General features: G+C 61.7%; 25 protein-coding genes and 2 tRNA genes. 12 read left to right on the forward strand and 15 right to left on the reverse strand.

Going from position 1 to position 25,286, the window contains the following annotated elements; genetic code table 11:
- Window positions 1-26 precede the first annotated feature (26 nt).
- The 3 genes from DIC75_RS03625 to DIC75_RS03635 are packed head-to-tail and all read left to right on the forward strand — an operon-like array spanning window position 27 to window position 3,338.
- Window positions 27-539 (forward strand): ArsR family transcriptional regulator, encoded by a 513-nt coding sequence (locus DIC75_RS03625; protein WP_250986637.1) that lies wholly within the window; start codon window positions 27-29, stop codon window positions 537-539.
- Complete coding sequence (locus DIC75_RS03630) at window positions 523-1,332, forward strand: DUF7839 domain-containing protein (protein ID WP_250986638.1); 810 nt, start codon at window positions 523-525, stop codon at window positions 1,330-1,332. The genes DIC75_RS03625 and DIC75_RS03630 overlap by 17 nt, the downstream gene beginning before the upstream one ends.
- On the forward strand, window positions 1,329-3,338 hold the full coding sequence (locus DIC75_RS03635) for a DEAD/DEAH box helicase (RefSeq protein WP_250986639.1): 2,010 nt from the start codon (window positions 1,329-1,331) through the stop codon (window positions 3,336-3,338). Before DIC75_RS03630 ends, DIC75_RS03635 begins: the two co-directional genes overlap by 4 nt.
- Window positions 3,339-3,676: 338 nt before the next feature.
- Here the strand turns inward: DIC75_RS03635 and DIC75_RS03640 are convergent, their stop codons facing one another.
- The 10 genes from DIC75_RS03640 to DIC75_RS03685 form a co-directional block, all read right to left on the reverse strand.
- Window positions 3,677-4,753: a PAS domain S-box protein gene (locus DIC75_RS03640; protein ID WP_250986640.1), complete on the reverse strand. Its 1,077-nt coding sequence runs from the start codon at window positions 4,751-4,753 to the stop codon at window positions 3,677-3,679.
- Window positions 4,754-5,047: 294 nt separating this feature from the next.
- Window positions 5,048-6,238, reverse strand: a complete 1,191-nt coding sequence (locus DIC75_RS03645) for an MFS transporter (RefSeq protein WP_250986641.1) — start codon at window positions 6,236-6,238, stop codon at window positions 5,048-5,050.
- A 113-nt stretch (window positions 6,239-6,351) separates the two neighbouring features.
- Window positions 6,352-7,188 (reverse strand): class I SAM-dependent methyltransferase, encoded by an 837-nt coding sequence (locus DIC75_RS03650; RefSeq protein ID WP_250986642.1) that lies wholly within the window; start codon window positions 7,186-7,188, stop codon window positions 6,352-6,354.
- Window positions 7,185-8,033 (reverse strand): polymer-forming cytoskeletal protein, encoded by an 849-nt coding sequence (locus DIC75_RS03655; protein ID WP_250986643.1) that lies wholly within the window; start codon window positions 8,031-8,033, stop codon window positions 7,185-7,187. Before DIC75_RS03655 ends, DIC75_RS03650 begins: the two co-directional genes overlap by 4 nt.
- 16 nt (window positions 8,034-8,049) lie before the next feature.
- Window positions 8,050-9,285, reverse strand: coding sequence for a 2,3-bisphosphoglycerate-independent phosphoglycerate mutase (locus tag DIC75_RS03660; protein WP_250986644.1), 1,236 nt, complete (start codon window positions 9,283-9,285; stop codon window positions 8,050-8,052).
- Between the two features lie 27 nt (window positions 9,286-9,312).
- Window positions 9,313-9,780, reverse strand: coding sequence for a hypothetical protein (locus DIC75_RS03665; RefSeq protein ID WP_250986645.1), 468 nt, complete (start codon window positions 9,778-9,780; stop codon window positions 9,313-9,315).
- Window positions 9,781-9,912: 132 nt separating this feature from the next.
- Window positions 9,913-10,506: a 30S ribosomal protein S3ae gene (locus DIC75_RS03670; RefSeq protein ID WP_250986646.1), complete on the reverse strand. Its 594-nt coding sequence runs from the start codon at window positions 10,504-10,506 to the stop codon at window positions 9,913-9,915.
- A gap of 77 nt (window positions 10,507-10,583) precedes the next feature.
- Entirely contained in the window at window positions 10,584-10,808 is a 225-nt protein-coding gene (locus tag DIC75_RS03675) for a KEOPS complex subunit Pcc1 (RefSeq protein ID WP_250986647.1), read from the reverse strand.
- Window positions 10,805-12,022: a DHHA1 domain-containing protein gene (locus DIC75_RS03680; RefSeq protein ID WP_250986648.1), complete on the reverse strand. Its 1,218-nt coding sequence runs from the start codon at window positions 12,020-12,022 to the stop codon at window positions 10,805-10,807. The genes DIC75_RS03675 and DIC75_RS03680 overlap by 4 nt, the downstream gene beginning before the upstream one ends.
- A gap of 6 nt (window positions 12,023-12,028) precedes the next feature.
- Window positions 12,029-12,487 (reverse strand): 30S ribosomal protein S15, encoded by a 459-nt coding sequence (locus tag DIC75_RS03685; RefSeq protein ID WP_250986649.1) that lies wholly within the window; start codon window positions 12,485-12,487, stop codon window positions 12,029-12,031.
- Window positions 12,488-12,731: 244 nt separating this feature from the next.
- Between DIC75_RS03685 and DIC75_RS03690 the strand changes: the two genes are divergently transcribed.
- Both DIC75_RS03690 and DIC75_RS03695 read left to right on the forward strand, forming a co-directional pair.
- Window positions 12,732-14,984 (forward strand): PAS domain S-box protein, encoded by a 2,253-nt coding sequence (locus DIC75_RS03690; protein WP_250986650.1) that lies wholly within the window; start codon window positions 12,732-12,734, stop codon window positions 14,982-14,984.
- A gap of 45 nt (window positions 14,985-15,029) precedes the next feature.
- A tRNA-Gly gene (locus DIC75_RS03695) sits at window positions 15,030-15,100 on the forward strand.
- A gap of 114 nt (window positions 15,101-15,214) precedes the next feature.
- On the opposite strand, the gene msvR is transcribed toward DIC75_RS03695, so the two are convergent.
- Window positions 15,215-16,015: a transcriptional factor MsvR gene (gene msvR / locus DIC75_RS03700; RefSeq protein WP_250986651.1), complete on the reverse strand. Its 801-nt coding sequence runs from the start codon at window positions 16,013-16,015 to the stop codon at window positions 15,215-15,217.
- 307 nt (window positions 16,016-16,322) lie between these two features.
- Here msvR and DIC75_RS03705 point away from each other — a divergent pair, with 307 nt between their 5' ends.
- The 4 genes from DIC75_RS03705 (at window position 16,323) to DIC75_RS03720 (ending at window position 19,681) form a co-directional block, all read left to right on the forward strand.
- Window positions 16,323-17,399 (forward strand): lysylphosphatidylglycerol synthase transmembrane domain-containing protein, encoded by a 1,077-nt coding sequence (locus tag DIC75_RS03705; protein ID WP_250986652.1) that lies wholly within the window; start codon window positions 16,323-16,325, stop codon window positions 17,397-17,399.
- Between the two features lie 101 nt (window positions 17,400-17,500).
- Window positions 17,501-18,178, forward strand: coding sequence for a DUF5612 domain-containing protein (locus DIC75_RS03710; protein WP_250986653.1), 678 nt, complete (start codon window positions 17,501-17,503; stop codon window positions 18,176-18,178).
- A 1-nt stretch (window position 18,179) separates the two neighbouring features.
- Window positions 18,180-18,755, forward strand: coding sequence for an L-threonylcarbamoyladenylate synthase (locus DIC75_RS03715; protein ID WP_250986654.1), 576 nt, complete (start codon window positions 18,180-18,182; stop codon window positions 18,753-18,755).
- A complete protein-coding gene (locus DIC75_RS03720; RefSeq protein WP_250986655.1) occupies window positions 18,755-19,681 on the forward strand; it encodes a DNA polymerase subunit beta in 927 nt (308 codons plus the stop codon). Before DIC75_RS03715 ends, DIC75_RS03720 begins: the two co-directional genes overlap by 1 nt.
- Here DIC75_RS03720 and DIC75_RS03725 read toward each other — a convergent pair.
- Window positions 19,678-20,340, reverse strand: coding sequence for a CRISPR-associated protein Cas4 (locus DIC75_RS03725; RefSeq protein ID WP_250986656.1), 663 nt, complete (start codon window positions 20,338-20,340; stop codon window positions 19,678-19,680). The genes DIC75_RS03720 and DIC75_RS03725 overlap by 4 nt on opposite strands.
- 147 nt (window positions 20,341-20,487) lie before the next feature.
- Here DIC75_RS03725 and DIC75_RS03730 point away from each other — a divergent pair, with 147 nt between their 5' ends.
- Together DIC75_RS03730 and DIC75_RS03735 are read left to right on the forward strand one after the other, a co-directional pair.
- Entirely contained in the window at window positions 20,488-20,784 is a 297-nt protein-coding gene (locus DIC75_RS03730; RefSeq protein WP_250986657.1) for a DUF3467 domain-containing protein, read from the forward strand.
- A gap of 73 nt (window positions 20,785-20,857) precedes the next feature.
- Window positions 20,858-20,929 (forward strand) — tRNA-Thr (locus DIC75_RS03735).
- Between the two features lie 143 nt (window positions 20,930-21,072).
- Here the strand turns inward: DIC75_RS03735 and DIC75_RS03740 are convergent.
- The 3 genes from DIC75_RS03740 to DIC75_RS03750 all read right to left on the reverse strand — a co-directional run bounded on the left by DIC75_RS03740 (window position 21,073) and on the right by DIC75_RS03750 (window position 24,607).
- Window positions 21,073-21,546 carry an ASCH domain-containing protein gene (locus DIC75_RS03740; protein WP_491630621.1) on the reverse strand — a complete coding sequence of 158 codons (474 nt, stop codon included), beginning with the start codon at window positions 21,544-21,546 and terminating at the stop codon, window positions 21,073-21,075.
- Window positions 21,482-22,981: a PIN domain-containing protein gene (locus tag DIC75_RS03745; RefSeq protein ID WP_250986659.1), complete on the reverse strand. Its 1,500-nt coding sequence runs from the start codon at window positions 22,979-22,981 to the stop codon at window positions 21,482-21,484. Before DIC75_RS03745 ends, DIC75_RS03740 begins: the two co-directional genes overlap by 65 nt.
- A 1,017-nt stretch (window positions 22,982-23,998) precedes the next feature.
- The gene (locus DIC75_RS03750; protein ID WP_250986660.1) at window positions 23,999-24,607 is read right to left on the reverse strand and encodes a hypothetical protein; all 609 of its coding nucleotides are present in this window, start codon (window positions 24,605-24,607) and stop codon (window positions 23,999-24,001) included.
- Window positions 24,608-24,953: 346 nt separating this feature from the next.
- Here DIC75_RS03750 and DIC75_RS03755 point away from each other — a divergent pair, with 346 nt between their 5' ends.
- Window positions 24,954-25,145: a hypothetical protein gene (locus DIC75_RS03755; protein WP_250986661.1), complete on the forward strand. Its 192-nt coding sequence runs from the start codon at window positions 24,954-24,956 to the stop codon at window positions 25,143-25,145.
- Window positions 25,146-25,286 lie beyond the last annotated feature (141 nt).

A 25,286-nucleotide genomic window follows, 5' to 3' on the forward strand; every position in this document is an offset into this window, starting at 1 on the left:
CAACGATATAACAATAGGGTATCGCAGTGACGGGACATATTAAAATTCTTAACGATCCGGTGGAACTGGTTCCTCTTCTCATAACGTTCAATAATTCCGATTACAAGAAGATCTACGAACTCTTAAACAAGGCCTGGCTGACCGAGGAGGATCTCGAGACGTATGCCGGGACATCGACGGTGACCGAGTGCCTCTCTATCCTCAAGAAGGGAAACCTGATCGAAGAACAGTGGCGGATGCCCAAGCCCGGAGAGAAGCCGACGAAGGAATACCGGGCGACATACAGCAAGTTCAGAGCGAGTTTTCAGTGTTCTATGGGCGATATCGGGGACCTGCTGCATATCGCCGTCTCAAACGACGAGGGCCTCCGTACGATCGTGGACTCGGTCGAACGGGAGATCGTGGCCGGGACCACCTCAATCGGCGATATATCCCGAAAATATGGGGTCAGTCCTACCTTCATCAAGGGACTGGCGAAAAGGATCCCCGGCCTCGACGTGAAAGGGCAGGGAATGGTGCTGCTTGACCGGCTTCACTGACGACCCGCTCTACGTCATCCTGCGCAGCAAACGGGAGGCCACCCGGTTCCAGATCCTGGTGGAGATCGCCGAACACCAGCCGGCCGTCCGCCAGCAGGAGATCGCCGGGAAACTCGGCGTGACACCCCAGGCCGTCTCCGAGTACATCCGGGAACTCGTGGATGAAGGACTGGTCACCGCCCACGGCCGGGGGCGGTACGAGGTGACGAAGAGCGGGATCGAGTGGGTCCTGCGGCACGCCGAGGCGCTCGAGTCCTATGCCCGCCACATCAACCGGGATATCATCCAGCAGGTGGCGGTCTGGACGGCCATCGCCCGGGACGAGATCCGGAAGGGAGACACGGTCGGCGTCTTCATGCGGGACGGGTGGCTTTATGCGACGGAAGAGGAGCAGAGCGCCACCGGCCTCGCGACCATGGACGCCCGGCCCGGGGAAGATCTCGGCGTCGCCCGGTTGAACGGCATCATCAAGCATGAGGAAGGCCTCATCCATGTCTGCAAGGTGCCGCGGGTGGAACGGGGCGGGTCCCGGCAGGTCTCTACGGAACTCCTCCGGAATGCCGTCCGGGACGTGGAGATGGTGGCCGCCGTGGGCCTCGAGTCCTACGTGGCCCTCAGGAAGGCGGATATCGAGCCGGATATGTTCTTCGGCTCCCGGGAGGGGGTCATCGAGGCGGCATTCCACGGCCGGGAGTGCGCAATACTTATCGTCGACGAGGAGTTCACCGATTTCCTCAAACGACTGGAGACGGTGGGGCTCACCTACACGATTCACGACCTGATCGCACCATGAAGGTTATCGTCCAGCCTCAGAAAGGCACGTATAAACTGCTGTTTATCGAAGGCGGCCGCGTCGAAGGCTCCGGATTCGTCGACCTGACCGCGACCCCGAAGGGCCAGCGGCCCAAGAACTTCAAGATGCGCCGGCGGGGCAAACAACTCAAGCCCACTCCCACCCGGGACCTGATCACGCTGCTGCGCCGTTCCTCAGTGCACCTTGCGGCGAAGAGCCCGGAGTTCGAGTCGTTCCTTGCCGACCTCCAGATTCCATCGTCAAGGGTCAGCATCTGCCGGTACTGCCAGCTCGAGGACCGGTTCGTACCCGTCGACAAGACGACCGGTGTCAGGTATGGCGGGGAGTGGATCTGCATGGACTGCGCGAAGCGCGAGATGCGGCGGGAACTCGGCTACCTGGGGAAGTTCGGCGGCTCGGTGCTCGTCCATCTCGAGAAACTTCTCGTACAGGTTCGTGACCTCGACCGGGTGCTGGCGTCGGTGGGGCCCGACCATCCCGACCGGAAACGGACCCTCTTTGACCGGCTCGAGGCGCACGAGGTCCAGAAGACGACCCATATCACCGACCTCCCCCTGCCTCCCGCGTTCGCGAAGGCCGCCGGGGTCGAGTACCTGATGCCCGTCCAGCAGCTCGCCGTCCAGGACGGCCTCCTCGAGGGGCAGCATCTCCTCGTCGTCTCGGCCACCGCGAGCGGCAAGACCTTCATCGGGGAGATGGCCGGGATGAAGAACTTCCTCGAAGGGCGGGGAAGGACACTCTTCCTGGTCCCGCTGGTCGCGCTCGCGAACCAGAAGTACCAGCGGTTCCGCGACCGCTACGGCCACCTTGTCCGGGTCACCCTGCAGGTCGGGATGAGCCGCCTCAACCTCCCCGAGACCCGCCCGGCGGGAGACCGTGACGTCAACGCCCCCGTGGTGGTGGGGACCTACGAGGGGATCGACCACGCTCTCAGGACCGGAAGATCCTTAAAGGACATCGGGACCGTCGTCATCGACGAGGTCCAGATGCTCGAGGACCCGGAGCGGGGCCACCGTCTCGACGGGCTGATCGCCCGGCTCAAGCACGTCGCTCCCGACGCTCAGTTCCTCTACCTCTCGGCGACGATCGGGCTCCCCGGGCTGCTCGCAGAGAAACTCCGGGCGAACCTGGTCCGCTACGCGGACCGGCCGGTCCCGCTCGAGCGCCACCTCATCTTCGTGGAGCGGTCCAAGAAGATCGGGTTCATCAAGCAGATGGTCGTCGAGGAGTACAAGGTGCGGTCGTCCAAGGGCTACCGGGGCCAGACGATCGTCTTCACCAACTCCCGGGCCCGCTGCCATGTCATCGCCGATGCCCTCGGCAAGAACGCCGCACCCTACCATGCGGGGCTGACCTCCCAGGAACGCCGCGACGTGGAGCGGCGGTTTGCAAGCGGGGAGATCGCCGCCGTGGTGACCACGGCGGCGCTTGCTGCCGGCGTCGATTTCCCGGCGTCCCAGGTGATCTTCGACGCCCTTGCGATGGGCATCCAGTGGCTCACCGTCCAGGAGTTCCACCAGATGATGGGCCGGGCCGGCCGGCCGGACTTCCACGACCTCGGCCGGGTGGTCATCATGGCGGAACCCGGCGGGTCCTACTCCCGGACGTCCGGAAAGACCGAGGAGGAGGTCGCCGTCGGCCTCCTGCGGGGCGAGATGGAGGAGGTCGCTCCCGAGTACGACATGGAGCAGAGCACGGAGGAGTTCGTCGCGAACGCCGTCGTCTGCGGCGGCGACGAGCAGCAGGTCATCAAGATGACCCATTCGATGGTCGGGACGCTGGAGCCGGCCCTCCCGACGCTCCTCGACTACGGGCTGGTCCGGCGGCGGGCGGGGCGTATCGAACTCACCGATATGGCCCGGGTGATGGCCGAACACTTCATCGGCGCCGAGCGCCTGATCGAGATCAAGGACCTGGTCCGGCGGATGGACGATGCGGCCGAGATCGTCGCGGAACTCGAGTGTGCCGAGGAGAAGACGGCGTAGGGACTTGAGTTAACTCTTCAAACGTCTCCAGATCGCTTGCTTGATGTCTGGGGACTGTCTCGAACTTCTTTTCTTCGGGGTGTTGTTTGCACCGTGCACGGATTTCCAGTGGATATCGCCATGAGGGGTGGGGCTGACGGGGAGGGGGGCGTGCCCCCCTCCCCTGTCCCCTCGCACCTAACGGTGCTCGTGCTCCTGCCCTTCGGCCAGTCGCACTCCCCCGTGGCGATAAACGATGCGTGCCCGAAGGGCAGGCGCAGTTTGAGCACCAAAGGTGCGCTTCCCCCACGGTCCACTGTACGGGCTTTTCCCTCGCTTTCGTCCTTTGACCTTCTTGACTACCGGTACCTCTCCAGGTACTCCCGCACCTTCTCCGACTCCACCCACCCTTCGTCGAGCTGCCGGAGGATCGCCTTGATCTGCCTGACCTGCTCCTGGATCTTCTCTGCCCGCGGATCATCGATGAGGTCGGCCATTCCCTGGACGACCTGGAGGGGGTTTCGGATGTGGTCGGTCAGGACCGCGAACTGCTCGATGTTCCTCTCGATCTGCCGGTATGCCTCCATCCTCTCCCGCTCCATCCTCTCTCGTTCTCTCATCTCGTGCCTGAGACTTTCGTTTGCCGCCCGGAGTTCGTCGGTCCGCTGCGTCACCAGTTCTTCCAGACGGTAGCGGTAGTCCATCAGCTCCTTCTCGGCCCGCCGCCTCTCCGTCACATCCCGGGCGATGACGAGGATGGCCGGCGTGCCCCCGAGGGTGATGCGGTGGATGCTCGCCTCGACGGGAATCCGCTCGCCCTCCCGGGGAATCAGGTCGGCGGAATGCAGGCGTTGGTCGTGTCTCTTGAAGTCGCTCCTGATGAGGATAACCGACCCGGGAGCGATGGAGAAGAGTTCTTCCCGGGCATACCCCAGGCACCGGCAGGCGAGTGCGTTTGCATCCAGTATCCGGTAGGGCGTCCCCTCCCTCCCGATTGCGCATACGAGCAGGAAATCGTTCCCGCTATCGAAGAGGAGACGGTACCGGTCCCTGCTCTCCCGGAGATCCCGCCGGGAGCGTTCCAGTTCGTCGAGCATCAGGTTGACCTCGTCGACAAACCGCGAGACCGGGTCGCCCCCGATTGCGGGGAGGCGGGGCGGAACGCTGCCCACTGTCTTGATGCCCTCGAAACTTGCATCCATGCCGGCGATGCGGGCGGCCACTTCCCGCTCCTTGAGCCAGACGCCGAGCAGCCCGAAGGCGATGCCGACGAGGAGCAGTTCGGCGATCAAGAGCCCCAGGGAGGTCAGGACCTCCTCCGAAAGACCGGACGGGAGGGCGAGCGCGAAGAGAGGGGCAGGACCGCGGGCACGAAGCGTACACCGGGCTACAGGGGGGGCGGCCGGGAGCAGCGGTGCATTCTTGCAGGGGGCCATGCTGTTGTACCGTGTCACTTGTGCCGGGCGGATGCCCGTCCGTGGGTTGCGGGGTGTATCCGGGAGGTCATCCGGTCGCCCTGCAGGCGTTCATCGTGGCGATTCCGGCGCGTTTCCATCCGCGCGCCATTGTAACCCATGATGGTGAATCGACTATATAATGGTTTCCCATGTGGGGGAGAAGTTTACGGCCGGAATACCGTTTTTCAGTCAGACAAGTGAGTGTTCCACGGCATCAGAAGGGGTATGTCGGTATTTCACCCGGCGGTACCGGGGGCATGAGGAGCGGGTGGCCTATCCGGGCCCGGGATCTCCGCCGGTGCCTTCCCGGGCGCTCCTCCGCATCACCAGGGCGAAGATCCCGGTCCCGAGGAGACTTATCGCCCCGCCCACGTAGAAGACGGCGTCGACGCCGACAACGTCCATGAACACGCCCCCTATCAGCGGTGCGATGATCATGCCGACCCCAAAGACCGTATTGTAGGCACCCATCGAGGTCCCCATCCCGATGGCCCGGCCTGCATCGACCGTCAGGGCCATGATGGCCGGCTGCTGGATGGCCCCCCCGACGCCGATGAGGGAGGTGGCCGCGAGCAGGGGCCAGAACGACCCGGAGAAGGGGATTGCGGCGAGCGCTACCGCTGCTATGGCCGAACCCGCGACGATCAGGGCGACCTTGTTCCCGGTGTCGGTGACCCTCCCGATCGGCACCTGGAGGAGTGCCATCAGGAAGGTGTTGGCGGAGAGGACGATGCCCACCTCGAAGGGACTGATCGCGATCAGCGGGGCGAATACCGGGATGAAGACCATCATGCCCCCGCGGCCGAGGGCGTTGATGAAGGTGAAGACGATAATTCCCCGCATGCTCGGTAGCGTGAGGACCGAACCCATCGGGACGGGTTTCCCGTCCGGGACCGTGAACGAACCCGGCTTTGCCTCCGGGAGGGAGACGCCGACGAGGAGTGTGGCGAACGCCGAGAGCCCGGCCATGGCGTAGAAGACCGAGTCCATCCCGAACGCATCGTTCAGGAAACCGCCGAGGAGCGGTCCCACCCCCATGCCGAGGAACATCGAGATGGAGAAATTCCCCATCCGGCTCCCCTCCTTTCCCTTCTCCGAGAAGTCCGCGATGTAGGCCATGGCTATCGGGACGACCATGGCCGATGCGAGCCCGTGAGCAAAGCGGACGGCCGTGAGCGAGTAGACACTGTCGGCGATGAGGTAGGCGAGCGACGCGGCCGCGTAGGAGAACATACCGATGAGGATGATCCATTTTCTCCCCTGCCGGTCCGATATCCGCCCGATGATGGGCATGAAGATCGACCGGGAGAGCGCGAAGGCCGAGAAGATGATGCCGAGCCAGATACCGGTCGCACCCAGGTTCTCCGCGTATATGGGGAGGAGCGGGCTGACGACACCGAGCCCGAGCATGGTGGCAAAGACGGAGATGAATAAGACGTTATAGATGCGTTTGGCGGTATTCATGCAGGTTACACCTGGGGATAAAAATCGCAGGATCCGGTCTGCGACGACGTTTTACGATTGCGGGAAAAAAGATTGGCGATACTCTGCCATATATATTGGCTCGCCGGCCGGGATCACATCCGCCGCGCGACGCAGCACCACCGGTCGTAGATCGGGTCGCGCCGGTTCTCGAAGACCTCGGCGCTCCGCCCCTCGTCCTTGCACCACCCCTCCACCCGGGCCGCTTCGGCCTCCGTGCCGACGGTGATCAGCGTCTCATCGGTGAGGGCGAGGAGCCCGGTGATGATCGGCTCCCAGAGGTTGGTGTTGTAGGAGTAGATCTCCCCGGCCATGAAGGCGGCGCCGAGGGGCACCGGTCCGATGTAGCGGGAGGCCTCCTGCGCGTCGATGCACATGGTGTCGGAAGGCACGAGGCGGCCCCGGGTAAGCCCGAGCGCGAGGAGCGCCGGGTCGTTGTCGTAGGCGAGCGCCCGCACCCCGCCCGCCCGGAGGGCCGCCGTGCCGACACCCGACCCGCAACAGCAGTCGAGGCAGAGGGTTCCCGCACGGTCGCCCCAGACTTCGTCGAGAAGATCGCGGATATTTCCCTCCCGGTCGGGACGCAGGTCTTCGAGGGCAGGAAGGACGTTTGCACAGATGTCGTGGCTGTAATACTCCCGGACCGCTGAGAGCCATGCTTCCCGGCTTTCCTGGTAGATCTCGCCGCCGACGGCCTCGAAGCATTCGATGGCGGCGAGCGTAGGATCCCGGAAGAGGAACGAGGCGATGTGCCAGCCCCTGTCATCGTGGAGCGCGAGCGCGAGCGGCTCCTCCTCCTCGTCGACCAGGAGACGGCCCTCGTCCGGTTTCTCCCGGAATAGCAGGGCCGTACAGGAGTCTTCGGTCAGTTCCGCAAACGACGGTTCGACCAGCCGGTATCCGTCGACCTCAAGGATGTCCCCTACCTTCATGCCGCTCGCCTCTCGATCTTCAGGCCTCCCGGTGCCCGGATGACCCCGTCCACGCGGGCGTCCTCGTGCAGGGTGAGGCACCGGCAGGAAACGTTCCCGAGGATATGCACCTCCTGCTCGACCATCACGTCGCCGTTGCTCTGGACGTCGCCGTGGATGACCGCCCCTCTTGCGATGCTCGCGCCTTCCCGCGCATGCAGGCTTCCGAAGATCGTCGTCTCCTCCCGGACCGCGATCGAGCCGGCACGGATGTTCCCGTGCAGCCGGCACCCCGTTCCGACGGCCATCCCCTCCGGGACCGAGAAGGTCTGCATGTTGAGGACGGCGCCGGCCGGGATCATCAACGGTGTGGCGGTGGGGGCCTCGTCGTCGCCGAAGAGTTTCTGGAGGACGGAGTTCAGTTCCTCCTCCTTCTCGATCCCGAGGACGGCCACCAGGTACATCATGATGTAGATGATCACCGGCATCGGGTTCCTTATGGAGATCCAGCCCTTCGCCTCAAACCCGCGTTCGATCTGGACGTTGTCTCCGATATCGAGGTCGCCTTTGACGACCAGTTTCCCCTGGATCTTCACCCCCTCGCCGAGGTAGGCGTCCTCCTCAACGAGGACGTCGCCGTTGATCTCGCACCAGTTATCTATCCTGGCGTCGCCGCCCGCGACGATATTGCCGTTGATCTTGCTGAATTCACAGACCACGACGTCGTTCCCGAAGAGGCCGTAATCGATCCGGCACCTCTCACCGATGACGATATCCTGCCCGGTCTTGAGCGTCCTCTCCTGGAGTTCGGTATGGTCCGGGAGGGTGCAGGTCCTGATCCAGTCGTGGTCTCCTGTTGATTCCATTTACCCGATATAATCTTCATGCGCCATACTTATGACTCTTATTAATTAGGTCCAGGGCGATCGGCATGAGATCGCAGCCGCGGATACGATGGAGACCCCCCTCCGCACACGAGATCTCGTCGAACCGGGCCGTCCGGTCGGTCCTGACCCCCGGCCCCCTGATGACGACCGGCACCGGGTCGGCGCTGTGGTCTTTGATCGAGCAGGGAGTGCTGTGATCTGCGCAGACGACGATCAGGGTGTCGGGAAGGTCGAGCAGCGGCTCGAGCGCCGCGTCGATCACTTCGATGAAGTCGCGTTTCTGGACGCCTTTCCCGTCGTGGCCGGCCTCGTCCGCGCCCTTGATGTTCATCAGCACGAACTCCTTTTTGTCGAGTTCCCGTATGGCCGTCTTCACCTTGGCGTCGAGATCGGAGTCGACCGACCCGGTCGTCCCCGGCACCGGGATATGTTCCAGCCCCACGACCTTTCCGATCCCGGAGATGAGGGTGGCCGCGGAGATGACGCTCCCGGAGAGCCCGTAGCGCTCGGAGAATTGAGGAAACGCGCCCATCTTCCCGGCACCCCGGATCAGGAGGAGGTTTGCGGGCGGGAGACCCTCCTCCATCCGCCGGACGTTCATCGGGTGGTCGAAGAGGACCCGTGCGGACTGGCGAATGAATTCGTTGCAGGCATCGGCGGTCGCTCTGTCCGCCGGATCGTCGGTGCAGGGCCGGATCGTGAGCGGCCGCACCCCCTCCTTCTTCGGGTCGTTCGAGGAGACCTTATCCCCGAGCCCTTCTCCGACGAGGGCGAGGGCCGCCCGGTGGCCGGCGCCCGACTCGAGCCTGAACCCGACACCGAGCGGCGAGAGATCCACGCCGTCCCGGATGGCCTCGGAAAGAGGTCCGGTCCCGGAGATCCGCCCGGCCCGGCGGTCGGTGACGAGGCCGTCCGCATCAACGGTGGCGAAGTTGCACCGAAACCCGATCATCCCGGCGGTCATGTGGATGCCGGTCCCTTCGGCCTCGAGCGGGCCCCGACCGGTGTAGTACTCCTGCGGCGGGTAGCCGAGCAGGGCAAGGTGGGAGGTGTCGGACCCGGGACGTATGCCGGGCGCGATGGAGTCCATGATCCCGCATACGCCCTCCCCCGCGATCCGGTCGAGCACCGGGGTCCGTGCGGCGGCGAGCGGGGTCAGTCCGTCCAGCGCTTCACATGGACGGTCGGAGATCCCATCCAGTACCAGGAATAGCACCCTGTGAGCAATCATCGAGAACAGATGCGATCCAGAACCTGATTACTCTTCCCGGTGGATGGCGAAGACCCGGGTTGACATCCCGCCCCCTCTCTTCTGCACGAGTGCCAGGCACCGTTCCACCTGGTGGAGCGCCTCCTTCACGAGGGCGTCGTTGTGCTCGCGGCACTCCTTCCCGCAGTCGATCATGATGAGAATGTTGGCCGTCTTGATCATGTCGGCCGAGAGACACCGGATCTCCACGGCGAGGTCTTCGCCGAGGATCGCCTCCATGTCGCATATGACGTCGTAGAGCTGGTGCGAGTACCGGTCGAGCAGCGCGTTCGTGGCGAGAGCCCGGGCCATGCCGCTCTCCCGCTCCACAACGTCGATCCACTCCCGGTGGAACTGGACGAGCATCCTCCTGATGATCCCCCGGGCCATCGTCTGCTGTTCGTCGAGGGCCTGCCGGTTGGACGTAACCGGGTCCGGCCGCCGCGTATCTGCATACTGCTCCTGTGCCGTCACCATCGTCACCTCCCTCTACGCTTCGGCGGAGGTATACCCGGTCATAGGGCATATACCCTTCGTATCGTCTCTGTCACCGGGATCGCGGGAACGGTGAAGACGGGGTGATTATAAAAGTGGGGTGAGCAGGCGGCCCTATACGGCCGCGACCTGCTCCAGTTTGGACTTTGTGATCTCGACCCGGCGGATCGGGTAGATCGTCTTTACGACCTTGAAGACGTCCCGGGCCATGTCGCCGGAGACGATATCCTTGACCAGGGTCTCGAAGTCGCTCTCGGCCGCCTTGGCGGAGAGGGCCTGCGAGATCGCCTGCCGTACGGCGTGGACCTGGCTCTGGTCGGCCCTCGAGAGGGTGAGACAGACGACCGTCACCCGCAGGAGCTTCTTGTCCTTGCTGATGACCGGGTGAATGGTGTCGATGCGGGATGCCCGCCGCTTGACCATCGACCGTAGATAGTCCCGGGTCACCTCGTGCCCGACGAACTCGGTGTATGCGGCGTCGCCGGCCACGTTGTTGATCTTGAACCTCATCTTGATGTGGGACTTCGAGTAGTCCTGCACAACTTCGCCGAGCGTCGCGGTCATGATGCGGCCGACCATGTTCTCGGGGTCGGCCGAGATGGCGTCGCCGATCTCAGCTTTGCCGAAGGCGTCGGGTACGTAGACACGGTACCACTTCTTGGCCTTCCAGCCTTCCAACCTTCTTCCAACCTGTTTCTTCCTTGCCATGGTATCACTTCTTTCTGTTATCTCGATTTTTCAAACCCTGGAGCCTGAACACACTCCGGAACTCCCCGATCCTGCCGTCACCGTGAGGCGGCGGTGCATACGTCCTCCGCTATCGCCAGGTTCATGAGGTAGTCGTCCACCGAAGCGGTGATCGACCGGAGCCTGGTCCCGTCGATCTCGGCCCGCACCCCGCCCTCGATCGGGTAGGTCCTGATCAGGGTGAGGTTGTCGGGCTCGAGTGCCGCCGCCACGCATTCGGGATGGCCGTGCGGCGTCTCGATGGCGCCCTCGATCCGGATCATGCGGGAACCGCCTCCAGGAGATCCTGCCTGAACCGGTCCGCCTGGTCGGCGCCGATCCTGGCGCCGGCCCTCCGGCGATGTCCGCCGCCCTGGCCGCCGCACGCCTCCGCGAGTCTCCGCATCAACGCCTCGAGGTCGAGGTCGATGCCCGGCGGGCAGCGTGCCGATACGGAGCAACGGCCCCCGGTCTCTCCGATGACGAAGACCGGGCCGCTCTGGACGAGGTCGTTTGCGAGCGCATCAGCGACGTCGCTTGCGACCGACCCGTCGTCCACCGCAAAGAGGGCGACGCGTTCGTCGAGACGGCGCGCCCCGCGGATGCCGGCGATGACCGCCTGCCGGTAGCGGGCGGTGATCTCCCAGGCTTCCTGGAGCGCGTGGGTCGAGCGGAGGCAGAGCGATGCGCCGATATCGCCGCTCCCGGCCTTGCCGCAGGCGTCGACGACGGCGGCGAGACTCAGGGCCTCGTCGATCACCTCCCGGCCGAGGCTGTAGGTGGTCCCCCAGATCCCACACATGGCGGAGAGGGATGCCTTCGGGGCGGCCGCAAGAACGACCCGGGAGAGGAGGGACTCGACGTCCACATCGTCCTCGTCGGTGACCTGCGCGACCAGTGCCCGGGCGGTGTCGGGTTCGCCCGAGAACCCGGGGAGGTACGGGTTGACGGCGAGGGCGAGCTGCTCGACGAGGCCCCTTCCCGGGAGGCGGAGGCCGCGGCGGGGTGCGATGAACCCGTTCGCGATGCCTTCGCTGGATATCTCCCGGTTCGGCCCCTCGAGTTCCTGCCCGTCCCCTATGATCCCGAGGAGCGCGAGCCCCGCGAGATCGCGGTTGTCTCCCATGCGCTGGGCGACGAGGTAGGCCGCACCGGCCGCCGAGAGGTTCCGGTCGCCGTCGATCCCGGCGAGGTGCGGGTTGACGTGGTAGTCGCCCTCGAAGTGGGGCAGGTGGTGGTCCACCACCATCACGTCGCCGGGGAGGTCCTGAAGTGCTGATCCAAAGTCGCAGAGAAGCACGCTGCAGTCGCCGGGAACGTCGGCCGTGGTGATGCCCGGGCGGATCCTCAGCCGGAACCGTCCGCCTTCGCGGAACATGGCGTGGCAGAGGATGGACGCGGCGGCTATACCGTCCGCATCGTGGTGCGCCAGCACCTCCACAAACTCCTGCTCGAGCAGGTGACGGGCGAGGCTTGCAGCAGCGGCATCAAGCGACATGGATCATCAGCGGGTGAGCAGGATCTCCGCAGTCTCCGGTTTGTAAGCCCAGCCTTTCGGCATCCGTCCGGACTTGACGTAGTACTTGACCAGTCTGCGCACCTTGGACTCGGCGATCTGCAGCTGCCGGGTGTTGTGCACGTCCTTCTTGTTCTCCGCAAGGTGCTTCCTTATCCCGAGCGCCTTCTGCATCAGGTTCCGGAGATCTTCGGGGATCTCGGATTCAAGGCCCTTCTCGCGGAGGATCTCGTTTACGCGCTTGCCAGTGGCGAGCTTGACGTCAGGGACGGCGTACCTGTCCCGCAGTGCAAGGCCGATCTGGCTGGTCGACATGCCGTCTTTGCGGAGATCGACGATGATCTTCTCGATCTCCGTTGCGTCCGTGTTGGACCACTCGGGTGCTTCCTTCCGGTAGGGTCGGACGGAACTACTGGTTCCACGACGCCGAGCGTACATTCTTGCCATTCATACACCTCCGTTAGATATACTATGCTAAGTCCAGAAAAGAGTCCTTTTACTGACTAATCTCTGTAATCCCGAGCCCTTGCGGGCCGTGCTTCCGGGAGCACGTCGGACTTACCATAGCCAGCACATATCGTGCTGCATCTTATTCACCGGGAGGCGTCTTAAGGGTATCGGGGAGGCGCCCTGTATCAGGGCGGGAAGCGATTCGTGGGGATTTATTAGGGTTCACAGCGACTTCCAATGCGTGAAGGAAGGGCACCCGGAACACCATTTCTCTGGCGCGTTCACAAAGGAGCGCCTTCTCGTCTCTGGCATCGCTGTCTCCACCCTCATCGCGTTCGGGGTCACGACATTCTGTCTCTTCACTGGAATATTCATCGTCTTCTCCCATCTCTTCTACATCCCGATCATCCTTGCGGCCTATCGTTACCCGGAGCGTGGTGTTGGGTTTACCGGTGCGCTTGCCGCCGGCTACCTCGCGGAGGTGTTGTTCTTCTCCGGCAATGGACTGGAGATTGCAAACGCCCTGCTCCGCATTGCGATGTTCTTCGTTGTTGCCGTCGTCATATCGAGTCTCTCCGGCAGCCTGCAGGCGCGGGAGAGCCGGTACCGGGGAATCTTCGAGACATCCGGAGCGGGAATCTTTCTCTTCTCGCCTGATACCGGGAAGATCGGGGAGATGAACCGGGAGTGTTCTGCGATGCTCGGATATGCCGAAGGGGAGGTCCCGGAGGTCTCCGCGATCTGGCCCGGGTATCCCGGGCTCGCCGGAGCCCTCGAGGAGGGCAGGGTTGAAGGCCTGGACTGCAGCCTCGCCGCCCGGGACGGGACGCCCTGCCCGGTGCTCCTCTCGGCAAGCCTTCTCCCCGGCCGGCGGGAAGGCTGCGTGGTGGTCACCGGAACAGCGGAATTGAAGCGGATGGAGAACCGGCTCCGTCGTTCGGAGGAGACGCTCCGGGTCATCCTCAACACCACCGACGTCGGGATCCTCCTTACCGATCCGGGGAAGCGGATCGTGGAGGCGAATACGGCCGCGGTCAGGCTCTTCGGCGGGGCAGGACGGGAAGATCTGGTCGGGCGGAACCCGTACGACCTGATTGCCGGGAGAGACCGGGAGGCCGCCCGGGCTTACCGGAAACTGGCCCTGCGCGGTGAGGGGCCTGCATCGGGAGAGTGTATGTTTCTCAGGCTCGACGGTACCGAATGGCCCGCGGAGATCTCGATCATCCGCTTCGCGCAGGACGGTGCTGCCCCGGAAAGGCTGGTCCTCTCCCTCCGGGACATCACCGAACGGCGTCAGGCGGAGGAGGCGATGCGGGAAGAATACCAGCGTCTCTCGGCCGTCAACGAGGTCGTCACGGCAGCGACTGCATCCCACCGGCTAAAAGACCTTCTCCGGGTCTCGCTCGCAAAGATTGTCGCCCTGCTCGGGTTCGACCACGGGGCGGTCTATCTGATGCGCCCCGGGAGCGATACGGCGGTCCTCTGTGCCCGGGAAGGGACGAGCGGAACCCTGCCTGAAGTGGTGCGCCGGGACGATCCCTTCTATCTGGACTTTGTCCGGGCCGGCGCGGTGCACTGCATCGAGGACTTCTCGACGAGGTATCCCGGGTCCGGGATCCGGGTTCTTGCCGTGGTACCCATCCCCGGCGATGACGGCCCGGCGGGGTGGATCAGGGTCGGGAGCAGGGTCCGGGAGACGATCACGCGGAGCGAGCGCGGGATCCTTCTGGCCATAGGCAAAGAACTCGGCAATACGGTCGTGAAGGGGATGCTCCAGGAGGATCTGGAGGCGGCGCTCGCATCCGCCAACCGCTACCTTGAGGAGGCGAATGCCGCGGCCGCCGAGGTCAACCTCTACATGGATATCCTCACCCATGACATCAACAACGCGAACACCATAGCGATGGGCTACCTGCAGATGTACCTCGAGTCTCCCGCCGAATCGGACGGTGCAATCGTCGGAAAGTCGCTTGCGGCCGTCTACCAGAGCAACGAGATCATACGGAACGTCCTGACGCTTCGCAAGCTCAAATCCGGATCGGACGAACTCGGGCCGGTGCAGCTTGAGCCGGTGATCCGGGGGATCTGCAGTTACCACACGGATGCCCGCATCGCCTGCAACGGAGCCGATGCAACGGTTCTCGCCGACGATCTCATCAGCGAGGTCTTTGCAAACCTGGTCGGCAACGCCATCAAGTTCGGCGGGCCGACCGTCGAGATCACCATCAGCGTCGAGGAGGGGGAGGACAGGGTTGCGGTGACGGTTGCCGACACAGGCCCCGGGATCCCCGACGACCTCAAGCCGCGCCTGTTCGAACGCAACCAGCGTGGGGAGACGAAGAAGAGCGGGAAGGGGCTCGGCCTCTACATCGTCCGGATGCTCGTGGAACGCTACGGGGGGAGCATCCGTGCAGGCGATCGGGTCCCCGGCCACCCGGAGGAGGGGGCCGCCGTCACGTTCACCCTGCCGCGTTGTCCTCCGGCAACGGGGTGAGCCGAATGTTTATCTTCTTTCGGGCCAACATGTACTGGTACCAGTGCGATAGTAGTCTAGCGGTAGGACAGGGGCTTCCCAAGCCTCTAGCCCGGGTTCGATTCCCGGCTATCGCATCGGCATTCCGATCATCGCGCTTTTTTGAACCGTCCCCTCTGCCGGCACGTCCAGTGCTTTTACGGCACCTGCGCAGATGATGCCTGCACGTCTCTTGAGTCAGCCGGGTGCCGTTATGAGCCGCTTCCTCCCTCCGGCACCACCTCGAACCGGCAGTGGTCGAACCCCGTCGAGTAGCACCGGGTCTCGACCGCCGCCGCCGGCCGGCCGTAGTGGCGGGAGAAGAGCGCCCGGAGGATGCCGGAGTCGAACGCGCACGCGGGCCGCCCGGTGACCGGGAGATCGGCGCACTCGAAGCAGTCGTAGACGAGGAGGACAGGGGGCTCCGTCTCCGCGACCTCGACCCGCCCGAGACGGTGCCCCTCCCAGAACCGGGCGATCTTCGTGCAGAAGGCTCCTGTGTCCGGGTCGGCCACCGCCGGGTAGAGTTCCTTCCCTATCCGCTCGCCGGCCCGGGAAAGAAGCGGGTCGAGGAGGACCCCCTCCTGCAGGAGCGAGACCCGGATCGTCCGGAAGGCCAGTTTGTAGAACGCGAAAGGGTCGCCCGATTCCGGCCGGTACGCCCCTGCATAGGCAGCGAGCGCATCGGCTACCCGTTCCTCCGGCGAGACGTTCGCGATGAGGTCGCCGGCGAGGAAGAAGATCTTCCTCCGGGAGTCCTCCGGGTCGGCCCGGGACCCGACCACGCCCGCCGCCGCCATCTCCTGGAGGTGCACCGAGACCGTCGACTTCGCCCGTCCCGCGAGGGCGACGATCTCCTCGAACGTACGCTCGCGCTCCCTGAGGGCCGCGAGGATCGCACGCCGCACCGGATTCTCGACCGCCCGTGTCCCGACCGGGGTCGAGTACAGGTCTATGTCATGGTCCGGCTTCGGCCGGCCGGGCCTCCCTCTGCCGGTCATTCCCTGCTCCATAGAAGAAGATCGAAAGGAAGATATATCAAATGTTCGGATACACCAGAACGTTCCTGTATCAACGAACGTTATGGGGGATGGAACTGACTGCACGTCCTGCCCCGGATGAGGGTCGCTGCCTCGCGGGGCTGCGGCATACCTCTTTTTGATCCGGTCACGCCTGCACCGCCGACCCGACGTGTAGTCCTGTCGTGTCAGAACGAGAGGACTCCCGGAGCCCGCTCCGGGGGAACAATAATCACGGTTGCCGTTGCCTACCCGCCGTGGTGCTGCACGGGATGAACGGCCGGCGGAAGGGAGGACGGCCGTGAGAAACCGGCGCTGGATCGCGCTCTCGCTCTTTATCAGCGGCGCGGTTCTCACGGGGCTGCTCGCGGCGACCTTCACCCCCGAAACCCGGGCCTACCTCGGGGAGGTCGGCGTCGCCGCTCTCCTTCTCGCCCTCGGGTTCCGGGCCGCATCGATCCTCTGCCGGGCGGTGCGGATCGGGGTCCTCTGCCGCGGCCTCGGCTACACTGTGCCGTTCCGGAGCCTTATCGCCACCCAGTTCCTCTCGCTCTTCGCCGGCTCGATCACCCCCGGCCAGGTGGGCGGCGAGCCTGTCCGGATCCACCGGCTCTCGCATTCCGGGCTCGCCGTCGGGGACGCCGTCGCCGTCGTCGTCCTGGAGCGGGTGCTCGACCTCGCCGTCTTCGTCTCCATCACCCTCGCAGCCCTTCTCGCCGCCCGGCACCTCTGGAGTTACCTCGCCGCCACCGTCCTCTACCCGGTGGCGGCCTTCTTCCTCCTCGTCCTCGTCCTCCTGCTCGTGCTCGTCGTCCTGATCCGCCGGCCGTCTCTGATGAAGCGCGTGGTCGGCGGCGTTGCCGTCCGGGTGCTCGACCGGTGCGGCCGGAGCCGGCGCTGGCTCCGGTTCTGCCCGGGCACGGAGGGTGCGGAGTCCCTCACGCAACGGATCGGCCGCGAGGCCGAGACCTTTGCCGCAGGTTCTTCCCGGTTTGCCCGGGCCGGCCGCCGGGCCGTCGGCGGCGCGCTCCTGCTCAGCATCCTCGACTGGGTCTTCCTCTTCTCCACGGCATCGGCGCTGCTCGTCGCTCTGCGGCTACCGCCGTCCCTCCCGGAGTCGTTCCTCTTCCAGGGCGTCCTCCAGATGATCGCAACCGTCCCGCTGATCCCGGGCGCGGCCGGGATCGCGGAGATCGGCGCCGCCACGCTCTACCGCCGGATCGTACCCACCTACCTCCTCGGCCTCTTCGTCGTCCTCTGGCGGCTGATCCTCTACTTCCTCAACATCCCTCTCGGTCTCCTCGCGGCCGCTCTTGCCGCGAGGGAGAGGGGCGGTGGGGATCCCACCGTCAGTGGGGATCCCACCGAAAACCTATAACCCTTATGAGACCAAAATCTATCAATTAACGCGGATATGACGAAAAATACCCTGTTCGTGAAACGATCGGAGGACATTCGGTCCTTCGGCGGGGGAGGGTCATGATCACCGATACCGATATGTATGCCCTGAGCATCATCACCGAGAACAGGGCCGGCGTGTTGCGCGACGTGGCCACGGTGATGGCGAATTACCGGGCCAACATCCAGATGATCCAGCAGTCGATCATCACCTCCGGCCCGAACACCGGGAAGGCCTACCTCTACTTCGAGTTCGAGGAGTGCGGGAACCACCCGGATCTCATCGCCGATCTGGCAAGAGTGCCGTCGGTCGTCGACGTCACCATCTACCCGCCGTTCTCCCGGATATTCGGCTCACGGGTGATCATCATCGGCGGGGGAGCGCAGGTGGCGCAGGTGGCGCTCGGCGCCGTGAACGAGGCCGACCGCCACAACATCCGCGGCGAGCGGATCTCGGTGGACACGATCCCTCTCGTCGGGGAGCAGAACCTGGCGCTCGCCGTGGACGCGGTGGCCCGGCTTCCCCGGGCGTCGATCCTGGTGCTCGCCGGGTCGCTGATGGGCGGCGAGGTCTCGCGGGCCGTGGACCGGGTCCGGGGGGCGGGCATCCCGGTGATCGCCCTCAAGATGGCCGGGAGCGTCCCGGAGCATGCCGACCTGGTCGTGACCGACCCCATCCAGGCAGGCGTCTTTGCCGTGATGCACGTCAGCGGCAAGGCGGTCTTCGATATCAACCGCGTGCGTGGACGTGAGTTCTGACATGGATTCCATCGATATGGCTGTCAAGGTGCTCTCGCGGGACGGGCTCGTCGTCTATCCCACCGAGACGGTCTACGGCCTCGGGGCGGACGCCCTCTCCGAGGATGCGGTGATGCGGGTCTACGAGGCCAAGAACCGGCCGGTCGGGAAACCGATATCGATCGCGGTCTCGGATATGGAGATGCTCGCCGCCGTCGCGGTGGTGGACGACGCCGCGCGGCCCTTCATCGAGCGGTTCCTGCCCGGCCCGGTGACGGTGATCCTCCCGGCGAAGTCCTGCCTGCCGGCGGTCCTCACGGGCGGCACCGGCCTTATCGGGATCCGGTGGCCCGATCACGAGGTCGCCATCGCTATCATCGCCCGGCTCGATGCGCCCATCACGGCCACCAGCGCGAATTTGTCGGACGATATAGCGCCGACGCGGCCCGAGGAGGTCTCGGTCCCCCACGACTACCTGGTCGACGGCGGGGAACTCCCCGGAACGCCGAGCACGGTGGTGGACCTGACCGTCCGGCGTATCCTGCGGAAGGGTGCGGGATGGGAAGCGGTGGAAGCGTTTCTGGAGACTCTGCGGTGATGCAATCGGTACGGCTCCGGGATTTCATCGAGGACGCCGAGGGCTGCCTCTATGCGGTCTCGAACTACGACAACGCCGACCGGATCGGGTGCATCCTCCGCTACGTCCCCGATCCCGGGGGGGAGCGGACGAACCTCTCCGGCCGGCGGTACCGCAAATACGATTTCGCCGAGTCCTTCGACTGGATCCGGGAGCATAAGCCGGCGTATCTCGACTCGGTCCACCGGGTGCCCTACTGCGACGTGGCCCGGGTCTACAAGCCGGAGGAGGAGATCGGGAGGGTGGCGGCAAGAAACCCCCGGGTGGCAAGGCTCCTCTCTCACTTAGATCTTTTACCGGGCTCGTTCGGGTGCACGGGCTCGCTCCTCTGCGGCCTCGAGAACGCCGCCTCCGACATCGACCTCGTCGTCTACGGCGATGCCTGGTTTGCCGCCCAGCGCCGGCTCCGGCGCCTGGTGGAGACGGGGGTGATCCCGGGGATGAGCACCGCGATGTGGCGGAAGGTCTACGACAAGAGGGTGCCTGAGATATCGTTCGACGCCTTCGTCCTGCACGAGCAGCGGAAGTGGAACCGGGGAGAGTTTGAGGGGACCTACTTCGACCTCCTCTACACCCGGGACTACGCCAACCTGGACGCGGTCCCCGCCGGTCCGGGGAGGGTGGTCGGCCGGGCAATGATCGAGGCGACGGTCACCGACGCCTCCCTCTCCTTCGACAGCCCGGCGGTCTACGCCGTGAACCACGACGAGATTGCCCGGGTCCTCTCCTTCACCCACACCTACTCGGGCCAGGCGCTCGCCGGGGAGGTCATCGAGGCTCAGGGTGTCGTCGAGGAGCACGGCGACGAGCGGTGGCTGATCGTCGGCACGACCCGCGAGGCGAAGGGCGAGTACATTTTATCGAAGACGCTGCTCGAGAACGTTTAGAAGAGGTCCGAGAGCCGCCGCGGCCCGGCGGTGCACCGCTCGAGGTGGGGGCAGCCGTCGCAGGGGGCCCGGAGGGGGCGCGGCGGGATATCGCCCGCGACGACCCTCTTTGCCGCCCGGATCGCCTTGATCAGCTCCCGCCGGTCCCGCGGCTGGGGCTCGACGTAGCGGCAGACGCCGCTCGCGACGTACTCGACGTAGCCGCCGCCGACGGGCCGGCCGAGGGTCTCTTTGAGGCAGGCAACGTAGCAGGCGACCCGGAGCCGGTCGGTGCCGTAGACCCCGGCCTTCGGGGCGGTGCTCGACCGGGCGACGGCGAACGTGCCGTCCTCGAAGACTTTGTCGATTCTTCCCCGGATGCCGAGGATGTCGGACTCGACGGCGAGGTCGGCCTGGACGGGCCGCTGCCAGGCCGTCTCGCGGCAGGCGGCGACGCATTCGTCGAGGAGCTCCCGGGCCTCCGCTGTTGCGTCGGGGAGGACGCAGAGGACCTCCTGCCAGATTTGGTCCGCTTCGAGGAGTTCCCCGAGGTGCGTGGAGACCTGTTTGCAGACGGTGTAGCGCGGAGACTCCGGGTGCTCCTCCGACCGCTCGAAGTAGTAGCGCCGGGGGCAGATGTGGCAGGCGACGACGCCGGATACCGGGATGTACTCGTTCATGGATAGCGGGTCCCGTTTGAGAAGACGTATGCCCTCCCTGTATAAAGCGGGATACGCTCCGCACCGGCGCGGGGTCCCGGGCGGCCCGGAGGGGAGATGCGGCTGGAAGACCAACTCTTATGCCGGAGCGGATCACAGAAGATGGGTATGGCAAACCGCGAGATATCGGTCAACATCCCCGGCGACCTCGACCCGGTCTATTCGAACCGGATCCAGATTGCCTACAAGGAGGACGAGTTCACGTTCCTCTTCCTGCACGAGATCCCCGGCATGAACCAGGCGCGGGGGAAGGCGATCGTCTCGATCAGTCCCCGGCACGCGAAGAACCTGGTCGAGGTGCTCGCGAAGAGCGTCGCCGACTACGAGCAGAAGTTCGGCAAGATAACCACCCCGGAGGCCGCCCCGCACCAGGAGAGCAACGTCACCATCCGCGGGTACTCCTGAACGGGGCCGGACCGGCGAGTTCCCGGCAGGTGATACCTTTTTAATTCCGAAGATGCAACATTGTAAGGCAGTTGCCGCTGTGGCTTAGCGGTATAGCGGCTGATTCGTAATCAGCAGGTCGGGGGTTCAAGTCCCCCCAGCGGCTCTTTTCGTCGAAGGTTCAAATCCCTTGAAAATGCTTCTATCCTCATTCTGTGACCCCTCAATCATGAGGACCATCGGCGAGCCTATTCGGCCCGCAATCTTCACCCTCTGATGTAAGTATGCGACAAGTACAGAACAGCCAAATCAGCTGTTTTCCCCGCAGAAATTCATGGTGTTTGTTATTTGATTTTGGATGTCGCCACAGTCTACGTAACAAAATGATTGTGGTGGCACAAATTTCTCAAACAATGCAACTGGATCAAGTGGCTCAGCGAATTGCTCTAACTCTTCGATCTTGATTGCGAAACCATACTCCTTTCCAGAGAAATAATCAAAAAAATCTTCTTTACTGACGCCGGAAACATCCTTGAACTGTTCCCACAGACGGTCAGGATGCCCTTCCACAATCTCACCAAGTAGGAAATACGCGACAATCTTCTTTATGGGGGATGATGCATAGATAAAGATCATATCCCTTGACCGGTCCCGAAAGATCTGCTTGCGAAACTCGTACTGCTTGTTACCATTCAGAATCTCTCTAACATATTTTGGCTTAATGGACAGTAAAACGCCGGTCAATTCCGCAGGCCTCCGATAATAGATAATATTTACTATCATTTATATATGTTATGGATTGCGGTGCGAAAGTGAGAATGCCCAACTCTTTGAGTGCCTTATAAGGAACTGGGCTTTTTACATGGAAATGATGACGGAACATAATCACAGTCAGAGGTTTTTTCATTCTTTCGATATCATCACGACTATACACCGTTCGTTTTCCAACGATTTTGATGATATCATCAGGTGTAGTTAGATCTGTGTGAACGGTTTCGATCACCCCAACAGATGTCACCATTCTTAAATCTCGGGATCGATAGAAGAAGATTAAATCTCCTGTTGCAATGTGCTTGTTTTTGGTATGTGAGAGGTATGCCTTCTTGATGGTATTCCCTTCGATGATGAACATACCCGAGTGTTCTGGAAGTTTTGTTTGTCTTCCCTTGAAGTCAGTAAATAACCTTTCATGATTCTCTGGCCATATGGGAATGATAAATTTCCTGACTTTAGGACCATCATAGAATGATGGATAATACTGCCGACTGACCTCCAGCGGCAAGAGGGTTTGAGCCAGTTCAAGACTTGCGTAAATCCTTTTTATAAATACTTCTTCACCACGTAAATTTCGAGCCTCTAGTTTGAATCCGTATTCCGATATCAGTTCGACCAGACGATCATCTGGTTTAGTGAAATGTGTGAGATATATCTCTTCAGTCCCGTTTTTTATAGCAATGTCGACAGCCAGTTTAATGAAGAGTTCACCGATTTTCTGACCAATATTCCGAACAATGAAGGTAGATATCTTCTCTCGCTTCTTTTTTGGGAACGGCGGGATCGTATCAAGGGGCTCCTCCTCAATTTTATAGATTAACAAAGCTCCGATCGATCCATCAGAATTGTAATGAACCCAGCACTTCCTTCCCTGCCGAGAACTTTTCCTGAACCACTCTTCAAATTCTTTATAGTCCTCTTTTAGTGTTGTGAAAATGGGATCGGACAATTTGAGATTGTAAATGAAATCTTCTTCAACCCCTGGCGGAGCCGTGGTCTTCTCTGTGGGAATGAGGCTTTGGAAGAGATCAAGTGCATCAGAAATTGAGAAGACGCGGTTATCGATGCCGAGACGTGCCGCTTTTGCAGTTAGTCTTCTGTCTTCGGTAACAAGTAAGTCCACTGCGTCTTTATAAACACAATACAGGAGGGCATTATCGATTTCATTGTTACTTCCAACTCTTGCAGGTATTTTTTCACTAAATACTGAATCGTGATTGGGGTTTGGCGGAGATTCTAGTTGAGGATAAGCCCTGACCTTGGAGAGCATAATCCCTCTTCTTTGAGGATCAGGATTTTTCTCCAGTTCATAGACTGACAGGGGATGAACAAGTGGAGTAACGCCAACTTTATGGAATATTTGGTTGAGGCTTTGCAAATTTTGAGATAGGATTTGATTGTCCTCACGGTAAATGATAATATTGGTATCAATCAGAACCCGCATGGTTAAACAATAGTAACTCTAGAATCCATACTATAAAGATATCTAATTGTATTGAAGAACCTTCTGTCGTTAAAATCTTTAAGATAACATAGAATAGTCACTTTCCACTTTTCACGGTGAGGTGTAATATCATCCCATTGTCACAGGCGAACTTCACCAGCACCCAAGTATGCGCTATAAGTGCCAGAGTGTGAGGTCGTCCCAAAATGCCTCTGCCGGGAGGAGGACACCCCCTCCCGGTCCCTCCCCCGTGTGGCGATATGCGACGTCCCGGCAGGAACGGAGCTGGAGCACGAAGGTGTGACTCCTGGTGGGAAGCCGTGTCAGGTATCTGCCGCAGAATTTCGCTTAATTCTCCTAGAGAGTACGTAAGAACGTTCAAACCATGTGGAGCTTCAACCAAGAGTATTTTTAGGACGACTTCTGTGTCAACCACCAGTATGTAGAGGTTATACCACTGCGGTCAGTCTCGTCGCTCTGCCAATTAACTACACTAACTCAATGCAGTGAAGAGTTGGAATCTCCACTCTCCAGGATAGCGCATCTTGCGCTAATGGTGAGAATCCTCCATAGAGGGCTATTCGCTAGCCTGATGTAAAAAAGAGTCTTTGAGTTCTTTCCGGTGATATTCTTGGTATACTCTTTAGAATTGGCTTTTGGAACCCGTTTTGAAGGTTCTAATGTAGGCCTAAGCTAGATAGTCCATTTCTACATGCCCCTGCTCCGAAATCCATGCCAAACGACACTGGCAATCACCCTCCCTCTCCCCGGCAGCCGGTTACTACCTCATCGGCTCCCCGCCGACGGGGCTCGGCACCGGCCCCTCGGCCTGTTCCCTGCGTCGTCGGGGTGCTTCTCGCCACCTGTGCCGCCACACCTCTGACAGGTCATGGTAAAACACCCACCCCTCTTCCGTTCCAAACATCCGAAGGCACGGGATCGAAGAGAGATCCCACATAAAGGACGCCTTGCCTGCCGTGACGAAAAGAGAGGACTGTGCCGATGCAACGACTTCAATTAAAAAAGCCAGTTCCAGATTCTCATCTTATAATGCCTGTTTATACTGATATTGGGATCGCCATCGAGCATTTTGCTCACCTTCACCTTCATTTTATAGCCTTTTTTAATTTTTAAGAACGTCTTGCTGAATAGCGTGTTGGGAGACATTACCTGGTTGAGGTAGCCGTACTGCTCCTTTATCGAGTCCAGTTTCAAGCCGGCCGTAATTTCGTCGCAATCTTTTGCTCCCGAATCCGTGAACGTATGACACTCCCTTATGAAGTCCGTAAGGATCTTCACTCCCTGTTCATTCCTGTTCAGCGTCTCGGTCAGGTTCAGTATTCTATCGGAGAATGAAATGACAAATATCAGGAACCCCAGAAATGCGATCACATTTCTCGTGTCCTGCTGAGCGTGAAAGGGAAGCGACAATGAAAGCAGAATTTCAGGATCTACAATACTTAAAAAGGCAATGGATGCCGAAAAGAACAGAATGGAAAGCGATAGACCGCTGGAGATCCATTTATATTTCCTGCACTGGTATGCACAGATTTCCCTGATCAACCCGGCCTTGTCCGCTAACTTGTTAATCTCGTTAACGCAGTCCTCTACTGTTTTCACACCCATTGGAGTTCCTCACAATTAATAATTCACGAAATACGTTCCATATCGTTTTTAAGTGCGCTCTGCCCCGGATCAACGTAAAGTGACGTAACGGCAAAACCTGCCGACAAAAAATGGTGCAACCAGGCAGTGGGATCAATACCTCCGCTGAAGGGGAGCAGGCACCGTTTTAACATTGTTGAACCATTTAAAGAAAATAATCAAATGGATATATACGTTTCGAAACTTCTTTCTTTCCAGATCGTCCAGAAAACGGTTATCCGTTGCACCGAGTTCGAAAGGGTTCACCCCCAAACAACAGGCAATCCAAAAACGGATAACCCATCCCCACCCACCCTGATCCGAAACCATGGCAAACAATATCGGCACACTGGCAATCACCATCTCTCTCCTCGGCATCGCGTTCGTGCTGCACTTCTCGGCAGCACCCTACTACTTCATCGGCTCCCCGCCGACGGGGCTCAGCACCGGGACGCTCGGCCTGGTCCTCTGCGTCATCGGAGTGCTTCTCGCCGGCTTTGCTGCCGCGAAGAAGGAGTGAACCAGAGCGAGATGGCCCCGCCCCTCGACCCGGACCGTTTCGCCATAGCGCTCGACGAGGATCTGCACGAGATACGGCCCGAGCCCCTTGCTTCTACTGCTCGTAGCGGTGAAAGATCTCCTGCTTCTCGTCGTCCGGCAC

This window comes from Methanoculleus oceani (assembly GCF_023702065.1).
GTDB classification, from domain to species: Archaea; Halobacteriota; Methanomicrobia; order Methanomicrobiales; family Methanoculleaceae; genus Methanoculleus; species Methanoculleus oceani.

Coding starts and splice junctions, on each gene's coding strand:
- DIC75_RS03635 (WP_250986639.1), top strand. CDS start 1,329: ATGAAGGTTATCGTCCAGCCTCAGAAAGGCACGTATAAACTGCTGTTT.
- DIC75_RS03640 (WP_250986640.1), bottom strand. CDS start 4,753: ATGGCCCCCTGCAAGAATGCACCGCTGCTCCCGGCCGCCCCCCCTGTA.
- DIC75_RS03645 (WP_250986641.1), bottom strand. CDS start 6,238: ATGAATACCGCCAAACGCATCTATAACGTCTTATTCATCTCCGTCTTT.
- DIC75_RS03650 (WP_250986642.1), bottom strand. CDS start 7,188: ATGAAGGTAGGGGACATCCTTGAGGTCGACGGATACCGGCTGGTCGAA.
- DIC75_RS03655 (WP_250986643.1), bottom strand. CDS start 8,033: ATGGAATCAACAGGAGACCACGACTGGATCAGGACCTGCACCCTCCCG.
- DIC75_RS03660 (WP_250986644.1), bottom strand. CDS start 9,285: ATGATTGCTCACAGGGTGCTATTCCTGGTACTGGATGGGATCTCCGAC.
- DIC75_RS03665 (WP_250986645.1), bottom strand. CDS start 9,780: ATGGTGACGGCACAGGAGCAGTATGCAGATACGCGGCGGCCGGACCCG.
- DIC75_RS03670 (WP_250986646.1), bottom strand. CDS start 10,506: ATGGCAAGGAAGAAACAGGTTGGAAGAAGGTTGGAAGGCTGGAAGGCC.
- DIC75_RS03675 (WP_250986647.1), bottom strand. CDS start 10,808: ATGATCCGGATCGAGGGCGCCATCGAGACGCCGCACGGCCATCCCGAA.
- DIC75_RS03680 (WP_250986648.1), bottom strand. CDS start 12,022: ATGTCGCTTGATGCCGCTGCTGCAAGCCTCGCCCGTCACCTGCTCGAG.
- DIC75_RS03685 (WP_250986649.1), bottom strand. CDS start 12,487: ATGGCAAGAATGTACGCTCGGCGTCGTGGAACCAGTAGTTCCGTCCGA.
- msvR (WP_250986651.1), bottom strand. CDS start 16,015: ATGGAGCAGGGAATGACCGGCAGAGGGAGGCCCGGCCGGCCGAAGCCG.
- DIC75_RS03710 (WP_250986653.1), top strand. CDS start 17,501: ATGATCACCGATACCGATATGTATGCCCTGAGCATCATCACCGAGAAC.
- DIC75_RS03715 (WP_250986654.1), top strand. CDS start 18,180: ATGGATTCCATCGATATGGCTGTCAAGGTGCTCTCGCGGGACGGGCTC.
- DIC75_RS03720 (WP_250986655.1), top strand. CDS start 18,755: ATGCAATCGGTACGGCTCCGGGATTTCATCGAGGACGCCGAGGGCTGC.
- DIC75_RS03725 (WP_250986656.1), bottom strand. CDS start 20,340: ATGAACGAGTACATCCCGGTATCCGGCGTCGTCGCCTGCCACATCTGC.
- DIC75_RS03730 (WP_250986657.1), top strand. CDS start 20,488: ATGGCAAACCGCGAGATATCGGTCAACATCCCCGGCGACCTCGACCCG.
- DIC75_RS03740 (WP_491630621.1), bottom strand. CDS start 21,546: ATGATAGTAAATATTATCTATTATCGGAGGCCTGCGGAATTGACCGGC.
- DIC75_RS03745 (WP_250986659.1), bottom strand. CDS start 22,981: ATGCGGGTTCTGATTGATACCAATATTATCATTTACCGTGAGGACAAT.
- DIC75_RS03750 (WP_250986660.1), bottom strand. CDS start 24,607: ATGGGTGTGAAAACAGTAGAGGACTGCGTTAACGAGATTAACAAGTTA.
- DIC75_RS03755 (WP_250986661.1), top strand. CDS start 24,954: ATGGCAAACAATATCGGCACACTGGCAATCACCATCTCTCTCCTCGGC.